The organism is Serratia proteamaculans (assembly GCF_004684015.1).
Taxonomy (GTDB): domain Bacteria; phylum Pseudomonadota; class Gammaproteobacteria; order Enterobacterales; family Enterobacteriaceae; genus Serratia; species Serratia proteamaculans_F.
Genome location: NZ_SRIA01000021.1, coordinates 174,626 through 193,688, shown reverse-complemented (window position 1 = coordinate 193,688; position 19,063 = coordinate 174,626). Strand labels below are relative to the sequence as shown.

The 19,063-nt window shown below is 53.3% G+C and carries 19 protein-coding genes; 12 read left to right on the top strand and 7 right to left on the bottom strand.

Annotated elements, in window-relative coordinates; translation table 11 throughout:
- Positions 1–6: 6 nt before the first annotated feature.
- The 3 genes from E5C26_RS21070 to E5C26_RS24920 form a co-directional block, all read right to left on the bottom strand.
- Positions 7–696, bottom strand: a complete 690-nt coding sequence (locus E5C26_RS21070) for a helix-turn-helix transcriptional regulator (protein WP_135318036.1) — start codon at positions 694–696, stop codon at positions 7–9.
- Positions 697–721: 25 nt separating this feature from the next.
- Entirely contained in the window at positions 722–1,132 is a 411-nt protein-coding gene (locus E5C26_RS21065) for a GNAT family N-acetyltransferase (protein ID WP_135318035.1), read from the bottom strand.
- A gap of 712 nt (positions 1,133–1,844) precedes the next feature.
- Entirely contained in the window at positions 1,845–1,979 is a 135-nt protein-coding gene (locus E5C26_RS24920; protein ID WP_260516248.1) for a hypothetical protein, read from the bottom strand.
- Positions 1,980–2,087: 108 nt separating this feature from the next.
- Here E5C26_RS24920 and E5C26_RS21060 point away from each other — a divergent pair, with 108 nt between their 5' ends.
- Genes E5C26_RS21060 through E5C26_RS21035 form a run of 6 tightly spaced genes read left to right on the top strand, consistent with a single transcriptional unit; the run spans position 2,088 to position 9,404 of the window.
- Positions 2,088–4,622, top strand: a complete 2,535-nt coding sequence (locus E5C26_RS21060) for a DUF2169 family type VI secretion system accessory protein (RefSeq protein WP_135318034.1) — start codon at positions 2,088–2,090, stop codon at positions 4,620–4,622.
- Positions 4,619–5,689: a pentapeptide repeat-containing protein gene (locus E5C26_RS21055; protein ID WP_135318033.1), complete on the top strand. Its 1,071-nt coding sequence runs from the start codon at positions 4,619–4,621 to the stop codon at positions 5,687–5,689. The genes E5C26_RS21060 and E5C26_RS21055 overlap by 4 nt, the downstream gene beginning before the upstream one ends.
- A gap of 9 nt (positions 5,690–5,698) precedes the next feature.
- Complete coding sequence (locus tag E5C26_RS21050) at positions 5,699–6,304, top strand: DUF3540 domain-containing protein (RefSeq protein WP_135318032.1); 606 nt, start codon at positions 5,699–5,701, stop codon at positions 6,302–6,304.
- Positions 6,305–6,314: 10 nt separating this feature from the next.
- Positions 6,315–6,707 carry a DUF4150 domain-containing protein gene (locus E5C26_RS21045; protein WP_012146887.1) on the top strand — a complete coding sequence of 131 codons (393 nt, stop codon included), beginning with the start codon at positions 6,315–6,317 and terminating at the stop codon, positions 6,705–6,707.
- Between the two features lie 46 nt (positions 6,708–6,753).
- Positions 6,754–9,063 carry a type VI secretion system Vgr family protein gene (locus E5C26_RS21040; RefSeq protein ID WP_135318031.1) on the top strand — a complete coding sequence of 770 codons (2,310 nt, stop codon included), beginning with the start codon at positions 6,754–6,756 and terminating at the stop codon, positions 9,061–9,063.
- Between the two features lie 11 nt (positions 9,064–9,074).
- Entirely contained in the window at positions 9,075–9,404 is a 330-nt protein-coding gene (locus tag E5C26_RS21035) for a hypothetical protein (protein ID WP_135318030.1), read from the top strand.
- Between the two features lie 59 nt (positions 9,405–9,463).
- Here E5C26_RS21035 and E5C26_RS21030 read toward each other — a convergent pair whose 3' ends face one another.
- The 4 genes from E5C26_RS21030 to E5C26_RS21015 form a co-directional block, all read right to left on the bottom strand.
- Positions 9,464–10,372 carry an alpha/beta hydrolase gene (locus tag E5C26_RS21030; RefSeq protein ID WP_135318029.1) on the bottom strand — a complete coding sequence of 303 codons (909 nt, stop codon included), beginning with the start codon at positions 10,370–10,372 and terminating at the stop codon, positions 9,464–9,466.
- Positions 10,373–10,515: 143 nt separating this feature from the next.
- Positions 10,516–11,016 carry a fimbrial protein gene (locus tag E5C26_RS21025; protein WP_135318028.1) on the bottom strand — a complete coding sequence of 167 codons (501 nt, stop codon included), beginning with the start codon at positions 11,014–11,016 and terminating at the stop codon, positions 10,516–10,518.
- Positions 11,017–11,029: 13 nt separating this feature from the next.
- On the bottom strand, positions 11,030–12,001 hold the full coding sequence (locus E5C26_RS21020; RefSeq protein WP_240776133.1) for a fimbrial protein: 972 nt from the start codon (positions 11,999–12,001) through the stop codon (positions 11,030–11,032).
- A 127-nt stretch (positions 12,002–12,128) separates the two neighbouring features.
- Positions 12,129–12,422, bottom strand: a complete 294-nt coding sequence (locus E5C26_RS21015) for a hypothetical protein (RefSeq protein ID WP_135318027.1) — start codon at positions 12,420–12,422, stop codon at positions 12,129–12,131.
- 661 nt (positions 12,423–13,083) lie between these two features.
- Here E5C26_RS21015 and E5C26_RS21010 point away from each other — a divergent pair.
- The 6 genes from E5C26_RS21010 to E5C26_RS20985 all read left to right on the top strand — a co-directional run bounded on the left by E5C26_RS21010 (position 13,084) and on the right by E5C26_RS20985 (position 19,046).
- On the top strand, positions 13,084–13,605 hold the full coding sequence (locus tag E5C26_RS21010; protein ID WP_135318026.1) for a fimbrial protein: 522 nt from the start codon (positions 13,084–13,086) through the stop codon (positions 13,603–13,605).
- A gap of 78 nt (positions 13,606–13,683) precedes the next feature.
- Positions 13,684–14,229 (top strand): fimbrial protein, encoded by a 546-nt coding sequence (locus E5C26_RS21005; RefSeq protein WP_135318025.1) that lies wholly within the window; start codon positions 13,684–13,686, stop codon positions 14,227–14,229.
- A 46-nt stretch (positions 14,230–14,275) separates the two neighbouring features.
- Positions 14,276–16,852, top strand: coding sequence for an outer membrane usher protein (locus E5C26_RS21000; RefSeq protein WP_135318024.1), 2,577 nt, complete (start codon positions 14,276–14,278; stop codon positions 16,850–16,852).
- Between the two features lie 98 nt (positions 16,853–16,950).
- Positions 16,951–17,706, top strand: a complete 756-nt coding sequence (locus tag E5C26_RS20995; protein ID WP_409513915.1) for a fimbria/pilus periplasmic chaperone — start codon at positions 16,951–16,953, stop codon at positions 17,704–17,706.
- A gap of 87 nt (positions 17,707–17,793) precedes the next feature.
- Positions 17,794–18,432 (top strand): fimbrial protein, encoded by a 639-nt coding sequence (locus tag E5C26_RS20990; protein ID WP_135318022.1) that lies wholly within the window; start codon positions 17,794–17,796, stop codon positions 18,430–18,432.
- Positions 18,433–18,491: 59 nt separating this feature from the next.
- Positions 18,492–19,046 (top strand): fimbrial protein, encoded by a 555-nt coding sequence (locus E5C26_RS20985; RefSeq protein ID WP_135318021.1) that lies wholly within the window; start codon positions 18,492–18,494, stop codon positions 19,044–19,046.
- Positions 19,047–19,063 lie beyond the last annotated feature (17 nt).

The window sequence follows — 19,063 nt, the reverse complement described above, 5'->3', positions numbered from 1 at the left end:
TTGCTATTAAATAAACTGAATGCCTTTAGCTATCAGGCGATCGGGAATGTAATTGTCCAGATGCGCATATTTGCAAAATTCTTCAAACTGCTGCTGTGTATGGACGTCAGATTTTTGATAGATGTTATATATTCTGTTTTCTATGGTTTTATTGCTGATGTTGTATATTTTGGCGATCTCTTTCACCGACAGCCGTTGCAGCATTAAAAATATCACGTCAAGTTCGGCCCGGGTGAAAATAGTGCTATTGGTTTCTGTGGTCAGAACGCTGGGCTTTTGTTGATTGATAAATTTCAGCGGAGATAGGGTGTTGAGCGGTTTGGCGTTCCACATCACCCCAACCACTTCTTTTTTATCGTTGTAGATCGGCAGTTTTTCGCTGATAAACGGGGTCAGACTGTCTTTTCCGTACCAATAATGCGTTTCTATCACCGCCACCCGTTCCCGCGAGACCTCTGTCATTTTGTCGTGTTCGACAAAATCGGCCGCGCATTCGGCCCAGTCGGCGGGAAACTCGTCGTCCAGCTTACCGGCCACATCAAAATCAAGCGGCGTGTTGGTATAGAGGTAGGCGGCATGGTTCATGTAAATATGACGGGATGCCAGATCCTTAATGCCCCATGGTTCACTTAAGTGCTCCATCATGGCAATCAGACCTTTCAAATAGAATTCATTATTTTTATCGGGCGAATCCATTCTGACCTCACCGGTGACAACCGGATTAAATCTCTTTTGCCAGGTAGTGGCGCGTATGCTTTTTGGCATAGCCGCCCAGGTTGCCGTACAGCTGATAGCCCAGTTTTTCGTAAAAGCCGCGGGCCTGGAAGTCGAAGGTATCGACATAGGCCATGTGGCAGCCGCGCTTCCTGGCTTCTTCTTCTGCCTGGAGCATCAGTTGGCGACCATAGCCGCTTTTACGATGCTGGTCGCTGACCCAAAGATATTGCACTTCAAGCCCGCCCCACCAGGTTCTGGCCACCAGTCCGGCAACGATTTTGCCTTGGTCATCGGTCACGGTCAGGAACAAGGGGTGGATATCAACGTGTTCGGTTTTTTCATTATGAGCCCAAAGGCTGTCGATAACGAACTCTTCATCTTGCGGATTTGGCTGGTCGGTAATATTGATTTTCATGGATGTGATATAATTCCCTGTGATAATAATGTCTTTTGGCAATCAATTAGGGCCTTGCCAACGGGTTTAACTATCACTTTTCGTAATGTATTACAAGGGTGTTTTTCACCCGTTCCCGTCAGGGGGCCAAGGGTTTATATTAACTGTGACGAGGCTAGAAAATAGCGTAATACGCGGTAATAAATAGCGGTTAGCCTTGCTCAGTCAATCTATTCCTATTGTGCCTCACCAGGGCCTCATCCAGGAAATACATTAGCTATTCAGGCTCCACCGGTAGAGCAAGTCAACTTGCCAAAGGGGAGCCGCTATCTTCAGCCTTCTGGTCAATCCGTGTGAAAATCTGCCGTCGGTCGTCGACGGAAAAAGAGCAGGCCTTGCCGGCGACTTGTCAGAGGGTGAGCAGAAGGGGGATGCTATTTTATTGTTTTAATGCGGGGAGAACATCAGCGGTTTAATGCCGTTTGTCGTATTTAAAATAACCAGTATGGCTTTATCGATTAGGGCCTAAACGATGTATGATCCCATTCTTTGATTTTCCGCCACGCCTTCCAGTTTAAAACTCATCCCAATAACCATGTCGCACTATATTATTGTTTGGAATATAACGGATTGACGCTTATTAGTAATAGAAGCTACTTTTGATTAATGCAAAAAAATAGCAGAAAAACCTCATTAATTAAGAATAATCTTAATTTCAAGGGTTGCCGTGCCATCACCAGCGCCCTGGGCCGAAAGTCAGAAAGCGCCAGCCCTGCTGGCGCTTGGCCTGGGAGGGGAGAGGTTCATCCACCCTGAATGACTTACTGTAATAAATATCTTTTATTATCTGCTCCAGGGGAATAATCATTCCTGGCTCCATCTTGCACTCATTCGGGTAATGCGATAGAAAACTAGGCAGATGTATTATCCCTCTTTTTAACCGCGTTCATTAACTGGCTGCCTAAAGGCGCATTATATGAAGATTATTAAGCCGCTGCGTCTGAGCGTATTAAATCGACCTTTTCGCCAGCAGGGTAAAAATTATCTGGGCGTCTCAGTGATGGCACTGCTGGATATGGGCGCAACGCCCCAGCTGCGTCCTGAGGTGGAATTATGGCAACTGGCGGCGGAAGAACTGCAAACCAGCGGCGGCGTCATTGATGTGGCCATCCCGAAAGTCCGGGCCGAATTTCTGGCGACGGGGAATGCCTATACCCATCATCAGAAGGAAAAAAACAGCTGCGCAGTACGTATTGACGTGGGGAACCTCAGCAAGAGCCTGTTGGCTTTTGGCGATCGTTTCTGGTCTGGTTCGCAGCCGACCCCGCCACGCAATTTTGAATCGATGCGCCTCGACTGGAGCCGTGCTTTTGGCGGCGCAGGATACGAAGAGAATCCTCATGGTATTGGCGCCGTCGAAGAGCAACACAACGGCGTGGCTTATCGTCGTCTGCCGAATATCGAACTGCCGCATCAGCGTATGACCTCACAGCGACAGCAACCCGAGCCGGTAAGTTTTGGGCCGTTGGACATGAGCTGGCCGCGTCGTTTTAAGCGCATGGGCAAAGCCTATGATGCCAACTGGCTGCAGAATGACTTTCCTGGTCTGGCCCGCGATGCCGACTGGCGTGTATTCAATGCCGCCAGTCCGGATCAGTGGTGGCCGGAGCAGGATGAGCTGCCGCCCGAAGCCGAGTGGCGCATCTGGAATATGCATCCGCAGAAACCGCTACAGTCGGGCAAACTGCCGCCATGGCGGGCGCGCTGTTTTATCAATCGTCAGCGTGGGGACGAAACGCTGTTTGAAGAGATTGCGCTGCGTGCCACCACGCTCTGGTTCTTCCCGCATCGGGAACAGATGATGCTGATCTGGCAGGGCAGTTGCCGCATTAACGAGGATGATGCGGCAGATGTGCTGCATCTCATGCCGGCGCTGGAGAAAAAGGGTGCGACCCGTTCGGCCAACCACTATCGCAAGGTGCTGGCCCAGCGGCTGGATAAAGGGAAAGGGGCACTGTTTGCCTTCCGTGAAAAAGATTTGTTGCCGGAAGAGCTGATCGGTCCCTGGATTGACAGCGAAATGCAGCAAACAGACAGCCCGATGCAAAACAATATGCAAAACCGGGTAAGTCAAATACGCGAACAGCACCGCGCCAGGCTTGAGGCTGAAGGGCGGGATGTTAACGAGTTACTGGCGGAGACTGCGCTGCCAGAGATGCCGAAGCTGGATGAACTGCCGGCGTTTGTTGAACGACTGGAGCGCCAGGCTGAGGAGATGAAAGCGCAGGCCGAGGCGCGTCAGGCTGAGGTGGAAGCCCGTCAGGGCGCCAAACAAGATAATCGGCCTCGTGGCCCGGAATCCATGCACCGTATGCAGGAAATGCTGCATCAACATGCGGACAGCATGACGGCGAAGAAACTGGCGCAGAGCCGTGAATCGCTGCACCAGATGTATCTGATGGCAGTCCAGCATCAACCGCCGGCGAAACGCATGACGGGGGATATCGCCCGGATCATTCGCCAGCGCGCTTCGAACACCATGGTGTGCGGAGGGGATTTTAGCGAGCTAGATTTCACCGGCGCGGACCTCTCCGGCATGGATTTTCGCGGCGCTAATTTCCGTAAGGCGTTGCTGGAAAGCGCCGATCTCAGCGGTTGTCAGCTGGACGGCGCTGATTTTAGCGAGGCGATGCTGGCGCGGGCCGATTTGTGCAACAGTTCGCTGCGTGAATGTAATCTGACCAAAGCCAGTCTGGCGTTGGCTCAGTGTCGGCAGACCGATTTTAGCGGTGCCAACCTGACGGAAACCCAACTGGAAGACGCCCTGTTTGACGGCTGTGACTTCAGCCATGCCAGGCTAAAAACGCTGTTGCTGCGCCAGGTCGGTATTAGCCACTGCCGTTTCCACCGTGCCGAGCTGGAGGAATGCATCGTTATGAATTTAACGCTGCCGCAGCTCGATTTCAGCGAGGCCAGGCTACACAAGACCGTATTCCAACAGTGCGAGTTGCAGGCGGCGGTCTTCAACGGTGCGTGGCTGGAGAGCTGTAACTGGGTGGAGAGCAAACTGCCGTACGCCCAGTTTAAAGCGGCCAGCCTGCTGACTTGCGCGGCCGTCATGAAGAGTGACTTAAGCTGTGCGGACTTTAGCGAAGCAACGTTGAAAGAAAGCAATCTGCGGCAGGCTTTACTCACGCAGGCGAACTTTACGTTGGCAAAGGTAGAGAACAGCGATCTCAGTGAGGCGGACTGCCAGAGGGCGAACTTCACCCGTGCCAACCTGGTCGGGAGCCTGTTGATCCGCACTGATTTCCGCCAGGTCAATTTCACCGGAGCCAACCTGATGGGCGCGCTGATGCAGAAAACTCAGTTGGGCGGCGCGGACTTTACCGGTGCCAATCTGTTCCGCGCTGACCTGTCACAATCCTTTATTAACAGGGAGACGCGGCTGGATAACGCCTATACCAGCCGGGTGAAAACGCTGCCGAAGCGCGATGAGGAACTGAAATGACGACGCTGAGCGCGGTCGAGCTACAGCAGAAAATAAAAAATGGCGAGCTGATTAACGCCTGCAACCTCGATGGCCTCGAGCTGCAAGGGTGCGACCTGTCCGGCGGAATTTTTCAGGAGGTCTCGCTACAGGGGGCGAACCTGCAGGCGGCCAATTTGCATGAAACGGTGTTTAATGAGTGTCTGTTGAATGGGGTGACGCTGAGCGGCGCGCACATGCAGCAGAGCGTGTTTAACGATTGTGAAATGACGGCCATCAGCGTCTGCGACACGCTATTGGCGCAGTGCATCTTTAATCATTGTGAGCTGGGCAACAGCGATTTCTCCCGCAGCAGGTTCGACGCTTGCCAGTTTATGCGCAGCCCGCTTTCCGGCAGCACCTTCAGCCACTCCACGCTGGAACGTACCACCTTCTTCGAGAGCTCGCTGGACGAGGCACTGCTGGGGCAGTGCCAGTGCCTGCTGACGACCTTTTTCAATATCGATCTGCGTACGACCCGTTTGGGCCACAGTCAATTCGACCGGGCCGTCTTCTTCAACTGCGATCAGCGTGGAAAAAGTTATGCCCAGCAGCGCTTTAGCGGCTGTCAGTTTACCGATAATCAGCTCGACGCGGTGGACTTCAACGGGGCGCAACTGACGCAGTGCAATTTCAAAGGCGCTTCGCTGAGAAAAGCCCAACTCCGTAAGGTGAACGCCAGTCAGGCGCTGTTTATGAGTGCGGATCTTAGCGGGGCCAACTGCCAGGGCAGTGTGTTTGATCAGGCATTGTTTATCGGCGCCAGGTTACAACAGGCCGATTTTAGCCACAGCCGCTTGTTCCAGAGCATTTTGCAGCAGGTGAAGGCTGAAGGCAGCAACTTTGCCCTGTGCGACCTGACCTACAGCGACTTTACCCATGCGGATTTGCGCCGCGCCGATTTTCGCAGTGCCACATTTTCCCGCACCCGGTTCCACCGGGCGCAGCAGGAGGGGGCCCATTTTTCCGATCGTCGGGGCATCCTTGAATATGACGAAGAGTTATTGGCTGCCGAGGCCTGGAGCCTTCAGCATCAGAGCCGCCGTTAAGGAGAGAAGATGAACAATATCAATCACAAACTGCTACAAGCGGCAGCACCGCCACTGCAGAGTGCGGGGGTGGTGACCCACTGCTTTTCCAACGGTAGCCTGAGCGTGGAGAGTGAGGGGCGCGGCTGGCACTGCCGGCGTGCCGCCAGCTGCGTTATTACTCCTCAGACCGGGGATCTGGTGCTTATCACCAGCGTGGATAATCAGGTGTGGCTGTTGGCGGTGCTGGAGCGCGCCAATCCGGAAATGGCCGAACTGAGCGTACCGGGCGATCTGCATATCCGCAGCAGCGGCGAAATCAGCCTCAGCAGTGAAGCGCTGCGCATCAACGCCAGCCAGGGCGACTGCCATATCAGCGAAATGCAGTACAGCGGCGATAAGTTTTCCGCCTGGGTAAGCCTTTCGCGCATGGTGGGCAAGCACACGGAGTCAATCTGGCAAACCATCACCCAGGTGAGCCATAACCTGCTGCGTACTACGCGCCAGACGGAGCAGGTCCGTGCCGGCCAACTGGATATGCAGGCCGAAGATTATGCGCGTCTGCATGCGCAAAATACCGTTATTACTTCGAAGGCAATCACCAAAGTGGATGCCGAACAGATCCATATGGGCTGAGGAGGCCGCGATGTTTGCCAACTGTCAACTGATGGGCACCGATTTGGCTTTTCCCGATGTCTGCATGACGCCGATGCCGACACCAACGCCGATACCCTATCCGGATATTGCGCTTGGGCCAACGGCCGTCCCCAACGCGCTGAATATTCTGTTTATGGGCATGCCTGCCCATAACATGGCCACGGTGACTCCGCTGACCAACGGGGATAATCCCGGTGTCGCCACCGGTGTGGCGTCAGGCACCGTGATGGGGCCATCGCGTCATCTCACCGGTTCCTTTACCGTGCTACTCAAAGGCACGCCGGCGACGCGCCTGACCAGCGTCAGCCTGCAGAATTCAACCAATGCCGTGGGGATACGTGCGGTACCCAGCCAATTCAAAGTACTGATGCTGGCGCCATGAGTGGCAGAGCGGCATAACGCAGTCTCAGTTATAGGGGTAAGAAGCTATGTTTGACCGTATCACGGCAACAACGCCTGCGGGTGAGGGAACGCTGAAGTTCTGGAAACTTGGCGGAGAGGAAGTGGTTTCACGTTCATTTGAATTGAGCGTGACGATGCTCAGCACCAACGCCCGCCTGGATCGCAGGGCCATGCTTGGCCAGCCGATTACCCTGACTATCCCTACTCAGGGGCTGCTCGCTGCGCCACGCTATCTCAACGGAAAAATCACCAGGGTTAACGTACACAGTGCGGATATTAATGGTGAGCGTTACGTGGTTTACACGCTGACCATGGAGTCGGACCTGTGGCCGCTGAAGCGGGACCGCAACCAGCGTATTTTCCAGAATCAGCGGGTGCCGGACATCATCAAAACGGTGCTCGACGAATATGGCGTGCAGATGGAGAACCAGCTCACCGGCAACTACCGCAATTGGGAATATTGCGTGCAGTACCAGGAAAGCAGCTACGACTTTATTTCGCGCCTGATGGAGCTGGAAGGCATTTATTTCTTTTTCCGCCACGAGTCGGGTAAACACACCATGGTGCTGTACGACGCGCCTCAGCAGCACCAGCCGTTTAGCGGTTATGAGGCGATTCCCTACCACGCTACGCCTTCCGGTGGCAGCACCAGCGAAGAGGGGATCGGCCAGTGGGCGATATCCGAGCGGGTGACACCGGGGATCTACAGCATCGACGACTACGATTTCCGCAAGCCCAACGCATGGCTGTTCCAGGCGCGACAAAACCCAACCTCACCCTCACCGGGCCAGATTGACTACTACGACTGGCCGGGGCATTTCGTGGAGCACAGCCACGGCGAAACTTATGCCCGGGTGCGTCAGGAGGAGTGGCAGGCGGAACATCAGCGCATTGACGCCACGGCTACCGCGCTGGGCATTGTACCAGGCTGTACCTTTGCCCTGCTCAACCCGCCGTTTGCCAGTGACGGCGGAGAGTATCTGGTACTGAGCGCGCGTTACGATTTTGAAGAGAACAGCTATGCCAGCGGGGGAGAAGAGGCGGTGCATCGCACCGATTTTGTGGTGATCCCGGTGAGCACGCCGTTCCGCTCAGCGCAGCGTACCCCGTGGCCGCGTACCCATGGCCCGCAAACGGCGCGGGTGGTGGGGCCGCAGGGGGAGTCGATCTGGACCGATAAGTACGGCCGGGTGAAGGTGAAGTTCCACTGGGATCGTCTGGCGAAAGGGGATGAAAGCAGTTCCTGCTGGGTACGAGTGTCCAGCGCCTGGGCAGGCCAGGGCTTCGGTGGCGTACAGATCCCGCGTGTGGGGGATGAAGTGGTGATTGATTTTATCAATGGCGATCCGGACCGCCCGATGGTCACCGGCCGGGTATATAACGAAGCCTGCATGCCACCGTGGACGTTGCCCGCCGGTGCGACCATGATGGGCTTTATGACGCGATCCAAAGACGGCCACAGTGATAATTCCAGCCACCTGTTCTTCGAAGATAAGGCGGGCTCGGAGATGGTGCAGCTGCATGCCGAAAAAGATATGAATATTTCGGTGGAGAACGATAAAACGGTGACCGTGGACGGCAATCGCACCACCACCATCCAAAAAGACCAGAAGGATGAGGTGTTCGGCAACGCTATTTTCCAATTCCACGGTACGCGCACTACCACGGTCGACAAACCGGAAACCAAAACCTTTAAAGACGGCGAAAAGGTCACTATCACCAATGGCCGGACGTCGGATATTACCAGCGGCGGGGAAACGCTAACCATCAAGGGAAAGCGGAGTATCGATACGGACGGTACAGAAAATCAACATGTTACCGGCAAGGTGACCCGCACCTATGATGACGGCATGGACTCCTTCCTCACCGGGGACCGCTATGACAAAGTCACGGGGAAACGCCATAATATCGTCACCCAGGACGTGACTGACGAAATTATGGGGGGGCGAGTACAAACCATCACCAAGGATGCCAAGACGGATATCCTGGGCAGTTGGACCCAGACGGTGCAAGGCGGAGTATCCATCACTTCACCGAAAATGATCACCATCGACAGTGCGGAGAAAGTGAGCATCAAGACGCCGCATGCTTTTGAATACAAAGATCATAAAGAGTCTGCTTCCCTGTTTTCCTTTGATTTCACGGCGGTGAAAGTGGTTACCGAAGGCTCTTCTTTCAGCGTCACCGGGGCCACTAAGGTTGGGATGACCAACATGAAATTTGATAAGACGCTGTTTGATCTTGCGACCGCCGAGGGACGAGCATCCTTTGCTGGTGCGATGGCGCAGTATGGCCAAATGATGGCCTCGGTTTACGGTATGACAATGTTTATGTGAGGGATGCGTCAATGAAGTTTGCGATTGTTATTTCCGTTATTATTATCGCGGGCAGTATCGCCTATATCGCCTATCTGTTTAACCGCGACCACAAAATCCAGTCGCAGGGGCGAAATATTCAGGCTCGGGTCGAAGAGGTCCATTACATCAGTTCAAATGATAACGGGACCACCAACATAAAATACCGCCTTTCATGGCATGAAGGTGATGTGACCAAACAGGTAGAAGGCAAGGAGACCATTCCCGCCTTTTACTCTTCGAAGGTCCAGCAAGGCTGTGAGGTTGAGATCAAGTATCTGGACGATGACCATATTCTGTTTGTTTTCGACAAAAGCAGATAACAGTTTACTGGCGTAAACGGCCATTTGAGATCATCGCCAGATTAACGGCATGGCGTTATTCAGTTGCCTGCAGCTACCGCATCCAATGCCGGCGCGATGGCCGCACTGAACATGGCGCCGTGATCCAGACCTGGCCATTCCCGGAAATTGACCGCAAGTCCGTTTAGCGTCGTCAGGTGTTCTGCCAGCCGCCGAGCCGCGTCTGCAGGGAGTGGGTTTTGCTTTATACCGGGGGGCGCTTTGCGCATGTTATCCGCACCGCCAGTCCACAGCCACAGATGGGCGGACATGGCGGGATGCCGTTCAATAACCCGCTGTGCTTGCTGCAGGATAAAGCCCTTTCCCCACCACAGTGAAGGTTCTACGGCGACGTAATGTTGGAATGCGGTTGGCTGGGTTAACAGCGAATGCAGCACGAACAGGCCGCCGTAAGAGTGCCCCCACAGCGTTTGCCGTTGAGGGTTAATGGCCACCTTTGCCGCCACTGCCGGTTTAATCTGGCTTTCGATCAGTTGCAAAAAGGCATCCGCACCGCCATTGGCCCGCATCCCACCGGTTTGCAGGGGTGCCGGTGTGTAGTCGTAGCTACGGCCATTGGCATCGATACGCAAATCATTGTCATAACTGAGCAGTACCAATACCGGTGGCTGTTTTTGCGCCGCAAGCCGGGCCAATAAATTGGCGTTCAACTCCATCAGCACCGCATTACCATCCAACATATAGACTACCGGATAGCCGGCCGCTGGCGGGGCAATGCGCGGTTGCGCTATGCGGATACGGTAATGGCGTTGGCCATCGGCTGAATTGAACCGTAAATCACTGAATTGATAATCAGGTGATGGGCTATCGGCGACGGTCACGCCAATTTTACGCTCCAGATCGGGCCTGGCCTGCGCCAGCATGGGGGAGCCAACGCCGACAATCAGCGTGAAAACCAAGGTAAGACAGCGAAGATAATAAGATGGCATGCTGAGCCTATTCACCTGAAAAACGTCGATATTAACATCTCATCGGCAAATGGGTGATAGGGCTCAGAGGTGAGTTTTCGCGCTTGGGGGCAGGGGGCACTCGTTGAATGCCACCCTGTATCTATTTCCCCGTTGCCAAAAGCTTAAAAATAGTCGACCAGCATTGTGGCACCACTGGTAAAGTCGCCGTCCTTCAAGGCCAGTGCGGAACTTTTAACCGGTACGGCGTCCAGGGTTGGCGGCTTGGTGTAATCAATACTCAAGGGGGTATTGATATTGAATGCCTTACCGTCCGCCAGCAACTTTATGCCCAATCCGCTAATGTTGCTGTTTAAGACATTGGCATCAAAAGCCGCCCCACTGCCCATGATTTTCATCTTTAGCTGTCTGGTGTTGTCCAAAAACTCGCATTTAATGCTGTAGTCCACTCGTTGCATATAGCGAGTGCCGTCAATTCTATTTACTCCGACCTTACCGAAGTCGACATCAATAGTCCGCCCCTCGTTGATCACACAGGGAGGGGGGGCTACCACTGTCGCCGTGATGTTTACCTGGGTACCCTGATCTACGGCCGACGCAGTGAAGCTGAGCATCGACAAGATAAAAATAAGGCGGTGAGGGTGCCTTTTTTTCATGGTGATCATATCTGCCTCTGCCTCAAGGTGCGCTGAAAATAAGCGTGGCTGAACCTGATAATGGCCCGGTGGCAATGCTGGTATAAGGGACATTGTTTTTTACCGGAACAAAGGTGATGGTGTCGCTCCCCATGCCATTAACGATGCGGGTTCTAAAGCTGTTGTTGGGTTTAACCACCGCATTTTTATAAACCATGGCAACACCGACGTTTGGGTTGCTGGTTTTAATAAAATCGCTAGAGAATCCGGTGGCATCGCTGACCATGCGAATCAGAATATCCTGGGTGGCACTTTGGTCATCACATTGATAACTCAGAGCCTTGTCCTGTTTTATTTGTGCGTCGCTGACGTTTTGCGTCAGGTAATCCTGCCTGATTTGGTCAAAAGCGACGTTAATTTGTTGCCCATTGTTGATGGTGCAACTGGTCGTCACAAAGTAGGCGTCGTTGTCGGCAATCAGGCGCCAGCGATAAGGGCCACATTGTGGACAGCCTGATTGGTCGTTCGTCTGACGAAAGTTGATTTGACCGATGACGTCGCCTTTATTGACCTTGATATCTGGCGTAGGGAAACGGTTCAAGACGATAAATACCCTGATAGCGACACTGCTGGTCTGCAGGCCAGTCAAATTTAATACGCTGATATTAGAAGAAACCGGGGAATTATAATCTACCCCATTAATCGTCATCCCGCTGCCAATGGCCCCAAAAATGGCGGTATTCATTGTCAGTGCCGGCGCATCGGTTTTTAAGTAATCCCACCAGCTGGCAACGTCGTTTTTACAGGTTACCTGACTCACGTTAACAATTTCATTTTTCCCGTAGGACAGCTGCGGGCCGATTCGCACCCTGACATCAACCGGTGTGTTGGAGCCGCCCGGAGGGATTATTCCGCCATCTGAGGTTCTGCAGGTAAATGCATTGGCATTGCCAACCAGTAAAAAGAAGGAGGCGGCCAAACAACAACGCAATAATAAAACGGATGTCTTTCTCACTATAATATTCCAATAATCTGTGGCTAACGATTTTGCTGAGCTCTTGGTGTTATCCAGATGAAAACAGGCCGCCCGGTACGGGAGGTTTAATTTTTTTCATTTTGATAAACATAAGGTTAGCGGCTATTTAAATCGTGACGCCCTGGCTGGAGAAAATGGCTGCCGGGTACCATCTAAGGGAGTTTTTTATCGAACCGGAGGAGACCACAACTTCACCTTTTGCGACCATTTCCAGCAGCAGGTTTCTGGCCCGATAAACCCCTACATCGATGATGTCTGCCAGTTGCCTGGTTGACAGCCATTCATGCTGAGGCGGCACCCCTGTGAAAGGGCTGGGTTGAGGGGACTGCGTTAATAAAGCTTGTAGCAGAGCTTGCTGCAGCTGCCGGACTTCCTTTTGTTTCGGGGATAACGCTTCCATAGCACTTCCTCTGTATTCCTATTGCTGTTTTTACCGGAAAAATAAACTCTTTCTTTTCGTAGAACCTGCTTTAATTCCTATAGAAAGCAAATGCCTATCTATTTTTTGAGGCTGGGAAATAGATTGCTTGCTATCCATTTGTCGCCAGTAGGTGTAACGGGGTGATGTCATACTTAAGCCCCATAATTTGGTTTATTATATTCATAAAATGTCGGTTTGCGATCTCATTGGTTGGCAGATTATAAAAAACAGGATTTTATTCCAAGAAAGAATATTTTACGATCTATGAGGCTAAAAATAACAATAAATTAACCTGATACAGGGAATAAATGGCGAATATTAAAGGCGCTCAAGAAAATCCTTTTTTTAATGGGAGGCTTTTGCAAGAATATTAATCGCCAACCAAGAGAGGGAGTTAAAGGTTTTGCGGTTTTAATATTCAATGTGTTTGCTTATTTGTTATATGTTAATTCATTGGTTTTTTTAAACCTCATCGCCTGGCTAGAATCGGTGATTATATTGCTGTTCGCCCCTGAGTACGGTGGCTTAATTACTCTCAAGATGCTAAGGAATTAGAGCGTTGAATTTGCGCGTGTTCGGCACGCGGATGCTCTGTTCTTTATTGGGATATGCATTTTTTCTTATAAGGAATATAGGTTCTATGAAACTTAACAAAATCATGATGGCTGCAGTGATTGCATTTGGCGCAACTTCTTTTGCACACGCAGCCGATCAGGGACACGGTAAAGTTACTTTCACAGGTTCAATCATTGATGCGCCATGCTCGATTGCCCCTGAGTCCATTGACCAGACAGTAGACCTGGGTCAGGTTTCCAACGTGGCACTGAATGGCGGCGGCAAATCTAATCCTCGTCCATTCGAAATCAAGCTGGAACAGTGCGATATCACTACTCTGAAAACGGTTAAAACCACTTTCAGCGGTGTAGCTTCATCAACCAACAAAGATCTGTTGGGTATCGCGGGTACGGCCAGCGGCGCGGGTGTAGCCATTTCTTATGGTGGTCAGCCTATCAAGTTGGGTGAAGCGACAACGGCTCAGACTCTGAACGCCGGCAACAACACCCTGCACTTTGCTGCTTATCTCCAGGGTGAAGGGGCTTCTGCCGCTGTCGTCCCAGGTGATTTTACTTCTGTAGCCGATTTCACCCTGGCTTATCAGTAAGTAACCCCGCAGGTTTAATAGACCAGGCATGTGAGTTATCGCATGCCTGGTTGATCCCCCTGTCAAAGGAATGTCGCGATGTTTTCACAAGGGAATCAGGTCGGTGTAATACTTTTGATATTACTCTCGGGGTTGGCCGCCGGGCCCAGTTATGCCTCCCAAACCCTACAGGGATGGGGCAAGGTCAATATGCACGGCGCTATTATTGATACCGCCTGCGCCATTGCGGCTGGCAGTCGGGACCAAACCATAGATATGGAAACTATTCCTTTAGGACAAATCATCCGTGACGGTCAGGGGATGACTAAACCTTTCAGTATCGAATTGGTTAACTGCATCCTGGAACGACCGGGGAATAAATCCGACTGGAATTTTTTTCAGGTTACTTTTGACGGTTCTGCAGAAGGAACACTGTTTGGTGTACAAGGCGATGCCCGCGGTGTTGCACTGAAAATTAATGACAGTAACGGGAATGTTGTTATTCCTGGTGAGCCATTGCCGATGGAAGAAATAATTCCTGGAAATAGAATGCTCAATTACTCCATGACGCTGATGGCCAATCATCAGCCGTTGAAAGCGGGAGCTTATTTTTCCACAGTGCGTTTTAAACTGGATTATTTTTGAATTATCTCGTGCTGACGGTTAATTCGTTTTTGAAGGGACTTTTATTATGCTTTCACCGGCAGGGAAGTTATTTCGTCTTCAGGTCCTGGGGCTCTGTGTCGCACTTTCGCTGGGCAACCCAGTTGCGTTGGTTTACGCCGCCGCCGAAATCCAGTTCAACACGGATGTATTAGACATTAACGATCGCAAGAATATCGATCTGAGCCAGTTTACGCGTAGCGGCTACATTATGCCGGGCGTCTATACCATGGTGGTACACGTCAATAAAAACGATCTGCCGGAGCAGGCGGTGACCTTTTTAGCCCCACCTGAGGATCCTAAAGGCAGCGAAGCCTGCCTGTCGCCGACATTGGTCAAGCAATTAGGGTTCAAAGAAAAACTGCAAAACTCCCTGAGCTGGACACATGACGGCCAGTGCCTTGATCTGCAGCGTCTGGCAGGAATGGAAGCGCGTGGCGATCTGAGCACTTCATCCCTGTATCTCAATATTCCTCAGGCCTACCTCGAATACAGCTCAGAAAGCTGGGACCCCCCATCACGGTGGGACGAAGGTATTCCGGGCTTGCTGTTCGATTACAACGTTAACGCCCAAACGCAAAAAAATCTGAAAGGGGGCGGCAGCAGCTACAACCTGAGCGGGAATGGCACCAGTGGCGCCAATCTGGGGGCCTGGCGCCTGCGTGCTGACTGGCAAGCCAATCTCAACCACCAGACGGGTTCTAATGAGCCGACCGATAAACAGTTCGATTGGAGCCGCTATTACGCCTACCGGGCTATCCCTGCACTGCGCTCCCGATTGACGATGGGCGAAGATTATTTGAATTCCGATATCTTCGACAGCCTGCGTTTCTCCGGTGCCAGCTTGCGCTCGGATGACAGCATGCTGCCGCCTAACCTGCGCGGCTATGCGCCTGAAGTGAGCGGCGTGGCAAAAACCAACGCCAAGGTGGTGGTGAGTCAGCAGGGGCGGGTGCTTTATGAAACCCAGGTTGCTGCCGGGCCATTCCGCATTCAGGACATCAACGATGCGGTGTCTGGTGAACTGGATGTGCGTGTTGAAGAGCAGGATGGCAGCGTGCAGGAGTTCAAGATGAACACCGCCAGCATTCCTTACCTGACACGTCCAGGCACCGTTCGCTACAAGCTGGCCGCGGGCAAACCGTCCGAATGGGGCCACCACCTGCGCGGGCCATTGTTTGGTACCGGGGAGTTTTCATGGGGCATCAGCAATGGCTGGTCACTGTATGGCGGGGCCATCAGCGGCGGGGACTACAACGCACTGTCGGTGGGGCTGGGGCGTGATCTGTTGGCGCTGGGTGCATTGTCGTTCGATGCCACGCAGTCTCGCGCAAAATTGCCGGAAGACGGCGTACTGACCGGCGGTTCCTACCGTTTGAGTTATTCGAAAAACTTTGACGACTATGACAGCCAGGTCACCTTCGCGGGTTATCGCTTCTCCCAGGAAGATTTTATGAGCATGGGGGAATATCTCGATTCGCGTTATGAAGACGGACGCAGCGGCAAGAGCAAGGAGATGTACACCATCACCTTCAACAAACAGTTCCGTGAACTGGGGTTGAGCACCTACCTCAACTACAGCCACCAAACCTATTGGGACCGCGCTGCCAACGATCGCTACAACCTGATGGTATCGCGTTATTTCGATATCGGCACTTTCAAGAATGTCAGCGCGTCGCTGTCTGCTTATCGCAACCGCTACAACGAACGTAACGACGACGGGATGTACCTGTCCTTGTCGATCCCCTGGGGCAACACGGGGACGCTTAGCTACAACATGACGGTCAATCGTGATGATAACGCGCACCGCGTGGGTTACTACGACCGGATTGATGAACACAACAACTATCAGATCACTGCGGGTGCCGCTCGCAGCGGAGCGACAACCAGTGGCTATTACAGCCATGAGGGCGATATGGCCCAGATTAACGCCAACGCCAGCTACCAGTCCGGCCGTTACAGCGCCATTGGGTTGGGGGCACAAGGTGGGGTGACGTTGGCACAGGAAGGCGTGGTGCTGCACCGGATCAATACGCCGGGCGGAACCCGATTAATGCTGGATACCGACGGCGTTGCCGATGTGCCGGTACGGGGTTACGGCAGCACGGTGCTGACCAACCGATATGGCAAGGCGGTGGTGACTGATGTGAACAGCTATTACCGCAACAAGGCCAGCATCGATCTCAACCGCCTTGGGGATAACGTTGAAGCGACCCGATCGGTGGTGCAAGCGACCTTGACTGAAGGTGCCATTGGTTATCGCAAGTTTGATGTGATTTCCGGTGAGAAAGCGATGGCCATCATCAAACTGGCCGATGGCAGTGAACCGCCATTTGGCGCGACGGTGATGAACCGACGCAAACAGGACACGGGGATCGTCAATGATGGCGGCAGTGTCTACCTGTCGGGCATTAATCCGGGGGAAGTGATGACGGTGCATTGGAACAGCGGCCCGCAATGCGAGATCCAGCTACCGGCGTTGCTGCCTGATGAGGTGCTGATGAACACGCTGTTGTTGCCTTGTCACCCTTTGGGAACCAGTAAACCGGTTTTGCCTTCGTCACCTGAAGGTATTAAGGCTGCGCAGGTTACGCCTGTTACCTGACCACATTCAGGGTGAGGCCCGCCTCACCGTTTTAACCGCCGGTCAGCCAGTTGCACTGGGGCTGGCTGATAATTGCGAAGAAAATGATGAATCAGACTATGACCAAACAAAAAATCTCACTTTTGAGCACGTTCGCCACCGTTGCCGTTCTGTCCGCCGGTACGGCTGCCATGCCCGCTGATGCGGCCATTGCCCTGGATCGCACCCGTGTGATCTTTGACGGTGACCTGAAGACCATGAGTCTCAACATCAGCAACCAGAACAAGCAATTGCCTTATCTGGCGCAGGGTTGGATTGAGGATGAGCAGGGGAACAAGATCCAAAGTCCGTTCACCGTGCTGCCACCGGTACAGCGGCTGGAACCCGGTAAACCGAGCCAGGTGAAAATTCAGGCTCTGCCTGCCGCGCGTCAGCTGCCGCAGGACCGGGAAACGCTTTATTACTTCAACCTGCGTGAAATACCGCCGCGTAGCGATAAGCCAAACACCCTGCAGATAGCGTTACAGACACGCATCAAGATGTTTTATCGGCCGGGCTCAATAGCACCGCAAAAAAATGCGGCTCCCTGGCAGGAAAAACTGACATTGACCCGACAGGGCGACAAGTACGCGGTGAATAACCCGACGCCTTATTACGTCACGATTGTTGAGGCCAATGCTCGTAAGGAAGGAAAGGGGATCGCCGCTTTTGAGCCCATGATGGTGGCACCGAAAGCCAGTGCCTCTTTGAACCTGACTACCGCGGCGCTCGGGGAGAGCCCGGTGCTGACTTACATCAACGATTACGGTGGCCGGCCGCAACTGACGTTCCGCTGCACCGGCAGTACCTGTCAGGTTGTGCCTGCCAAAAAATAACCGGAAAAACGCGGTGACTACGGCAAGCAAGGAAGAAACGGTTTCAAAGACAGCGGAGTGAAATAAACCATGCAAGGAAAGAGCCCAGTGTTGTCAGGAAAGGCCTATGACCGCTACCAACGCCGCACTATTGGCCTGACGGTCCTCGCCGCGCTGATGATCCCGCTGACTGCGGGAATGATTTTAATGCTGATACCCCAGGCGGGTGCAGTGGATAACTGGGACGTGGAGGGGGCCAATGGCACTTTGCATGTCTACGGATCGCTGACCGAGAGCGCCTGCAGCCTGGAGATGGCTACCGCTCGGCAGGAGGTGTGGCTGGGCGAAAGTGGGACGGCGCAGTTTCAGCATCCTGGCGATCGCGGCACGCCGGTGGCGTTTGAACTGAGATTGAAAGATTGCCTGCGGGCACCGGCGAGCAACCGGGATGCCTGGACCGGCGCTTTAGCCTGGAGCAGCAGTCAGCCTGCGGTGTCATTAGCCTTTATGGCGCCCGCCGACAGTAACTTACCGGGCCTGATCAAGGTATCGGGCGTAACGGGATTGGGGTTGCAGTTGGCGGATGCAACCGGGTTGCCGGTACGGCTCGGAGCCCGTAACAAGCCCGTCCTGCTGACGCCGGGACAAAACACCCTGACGTACACAGTGACGCCAGTGCGCACCCCGGCAACGCTGGGGGCTGGGGCCTATCGCGCGGTGATCGATTTTCGCCTGTATTACGACTAAACGTTTGAAAACTGTGTGGCTAAAGGGCAAGCGCAACACCGATAAAAGGGAGTGTCATCATGGGCGTGAAAGAAAGGTACTGGCGCAGGGCCGTCAGGCTCGGCGTTGCAGGGGCGATGTTGGCAGGGGTTATCGGTCAACCGGCGGCTGCAGAGGAAAATATGCGTTTTCACGGCACCCTGGTGGCGGAGCCCTGCGTGATCCCGCCGGGTGAAGAGGAAATACAGCTCGATTTCGGCACCATTGTCGACAAATACCTGTATCTGAATACCCGCACCCATAGCCAGCCTTTTGCCCTGCATCTGGCCGAGTGCGATCTCAGCCTGGGTAATACGGTTTCGATCACCTTTAGCGGCACGGAAAACACCAAGCTGCCCGGCCTGTTGGCGCTGGACGGTGGCAGTAGTGCATCGGGTGTGGGGATCGGACTGGAAACCCAGGACGGCAAAGCCTTGCCGCTCAACAGCGCCAGCGAAAAATTCCGGCTGTCGGCGGGGAGCAACATGATCAACCTGCAGGCCTATGTAAAGGGAGAGCCTGAGGCGATCCAAAACAAGTCAATCGGGCGCGGGACATTCAGTGCGGTAACGACGTTTACCCTGGAATACGAGTAGCGATACCTGCGGGTTTT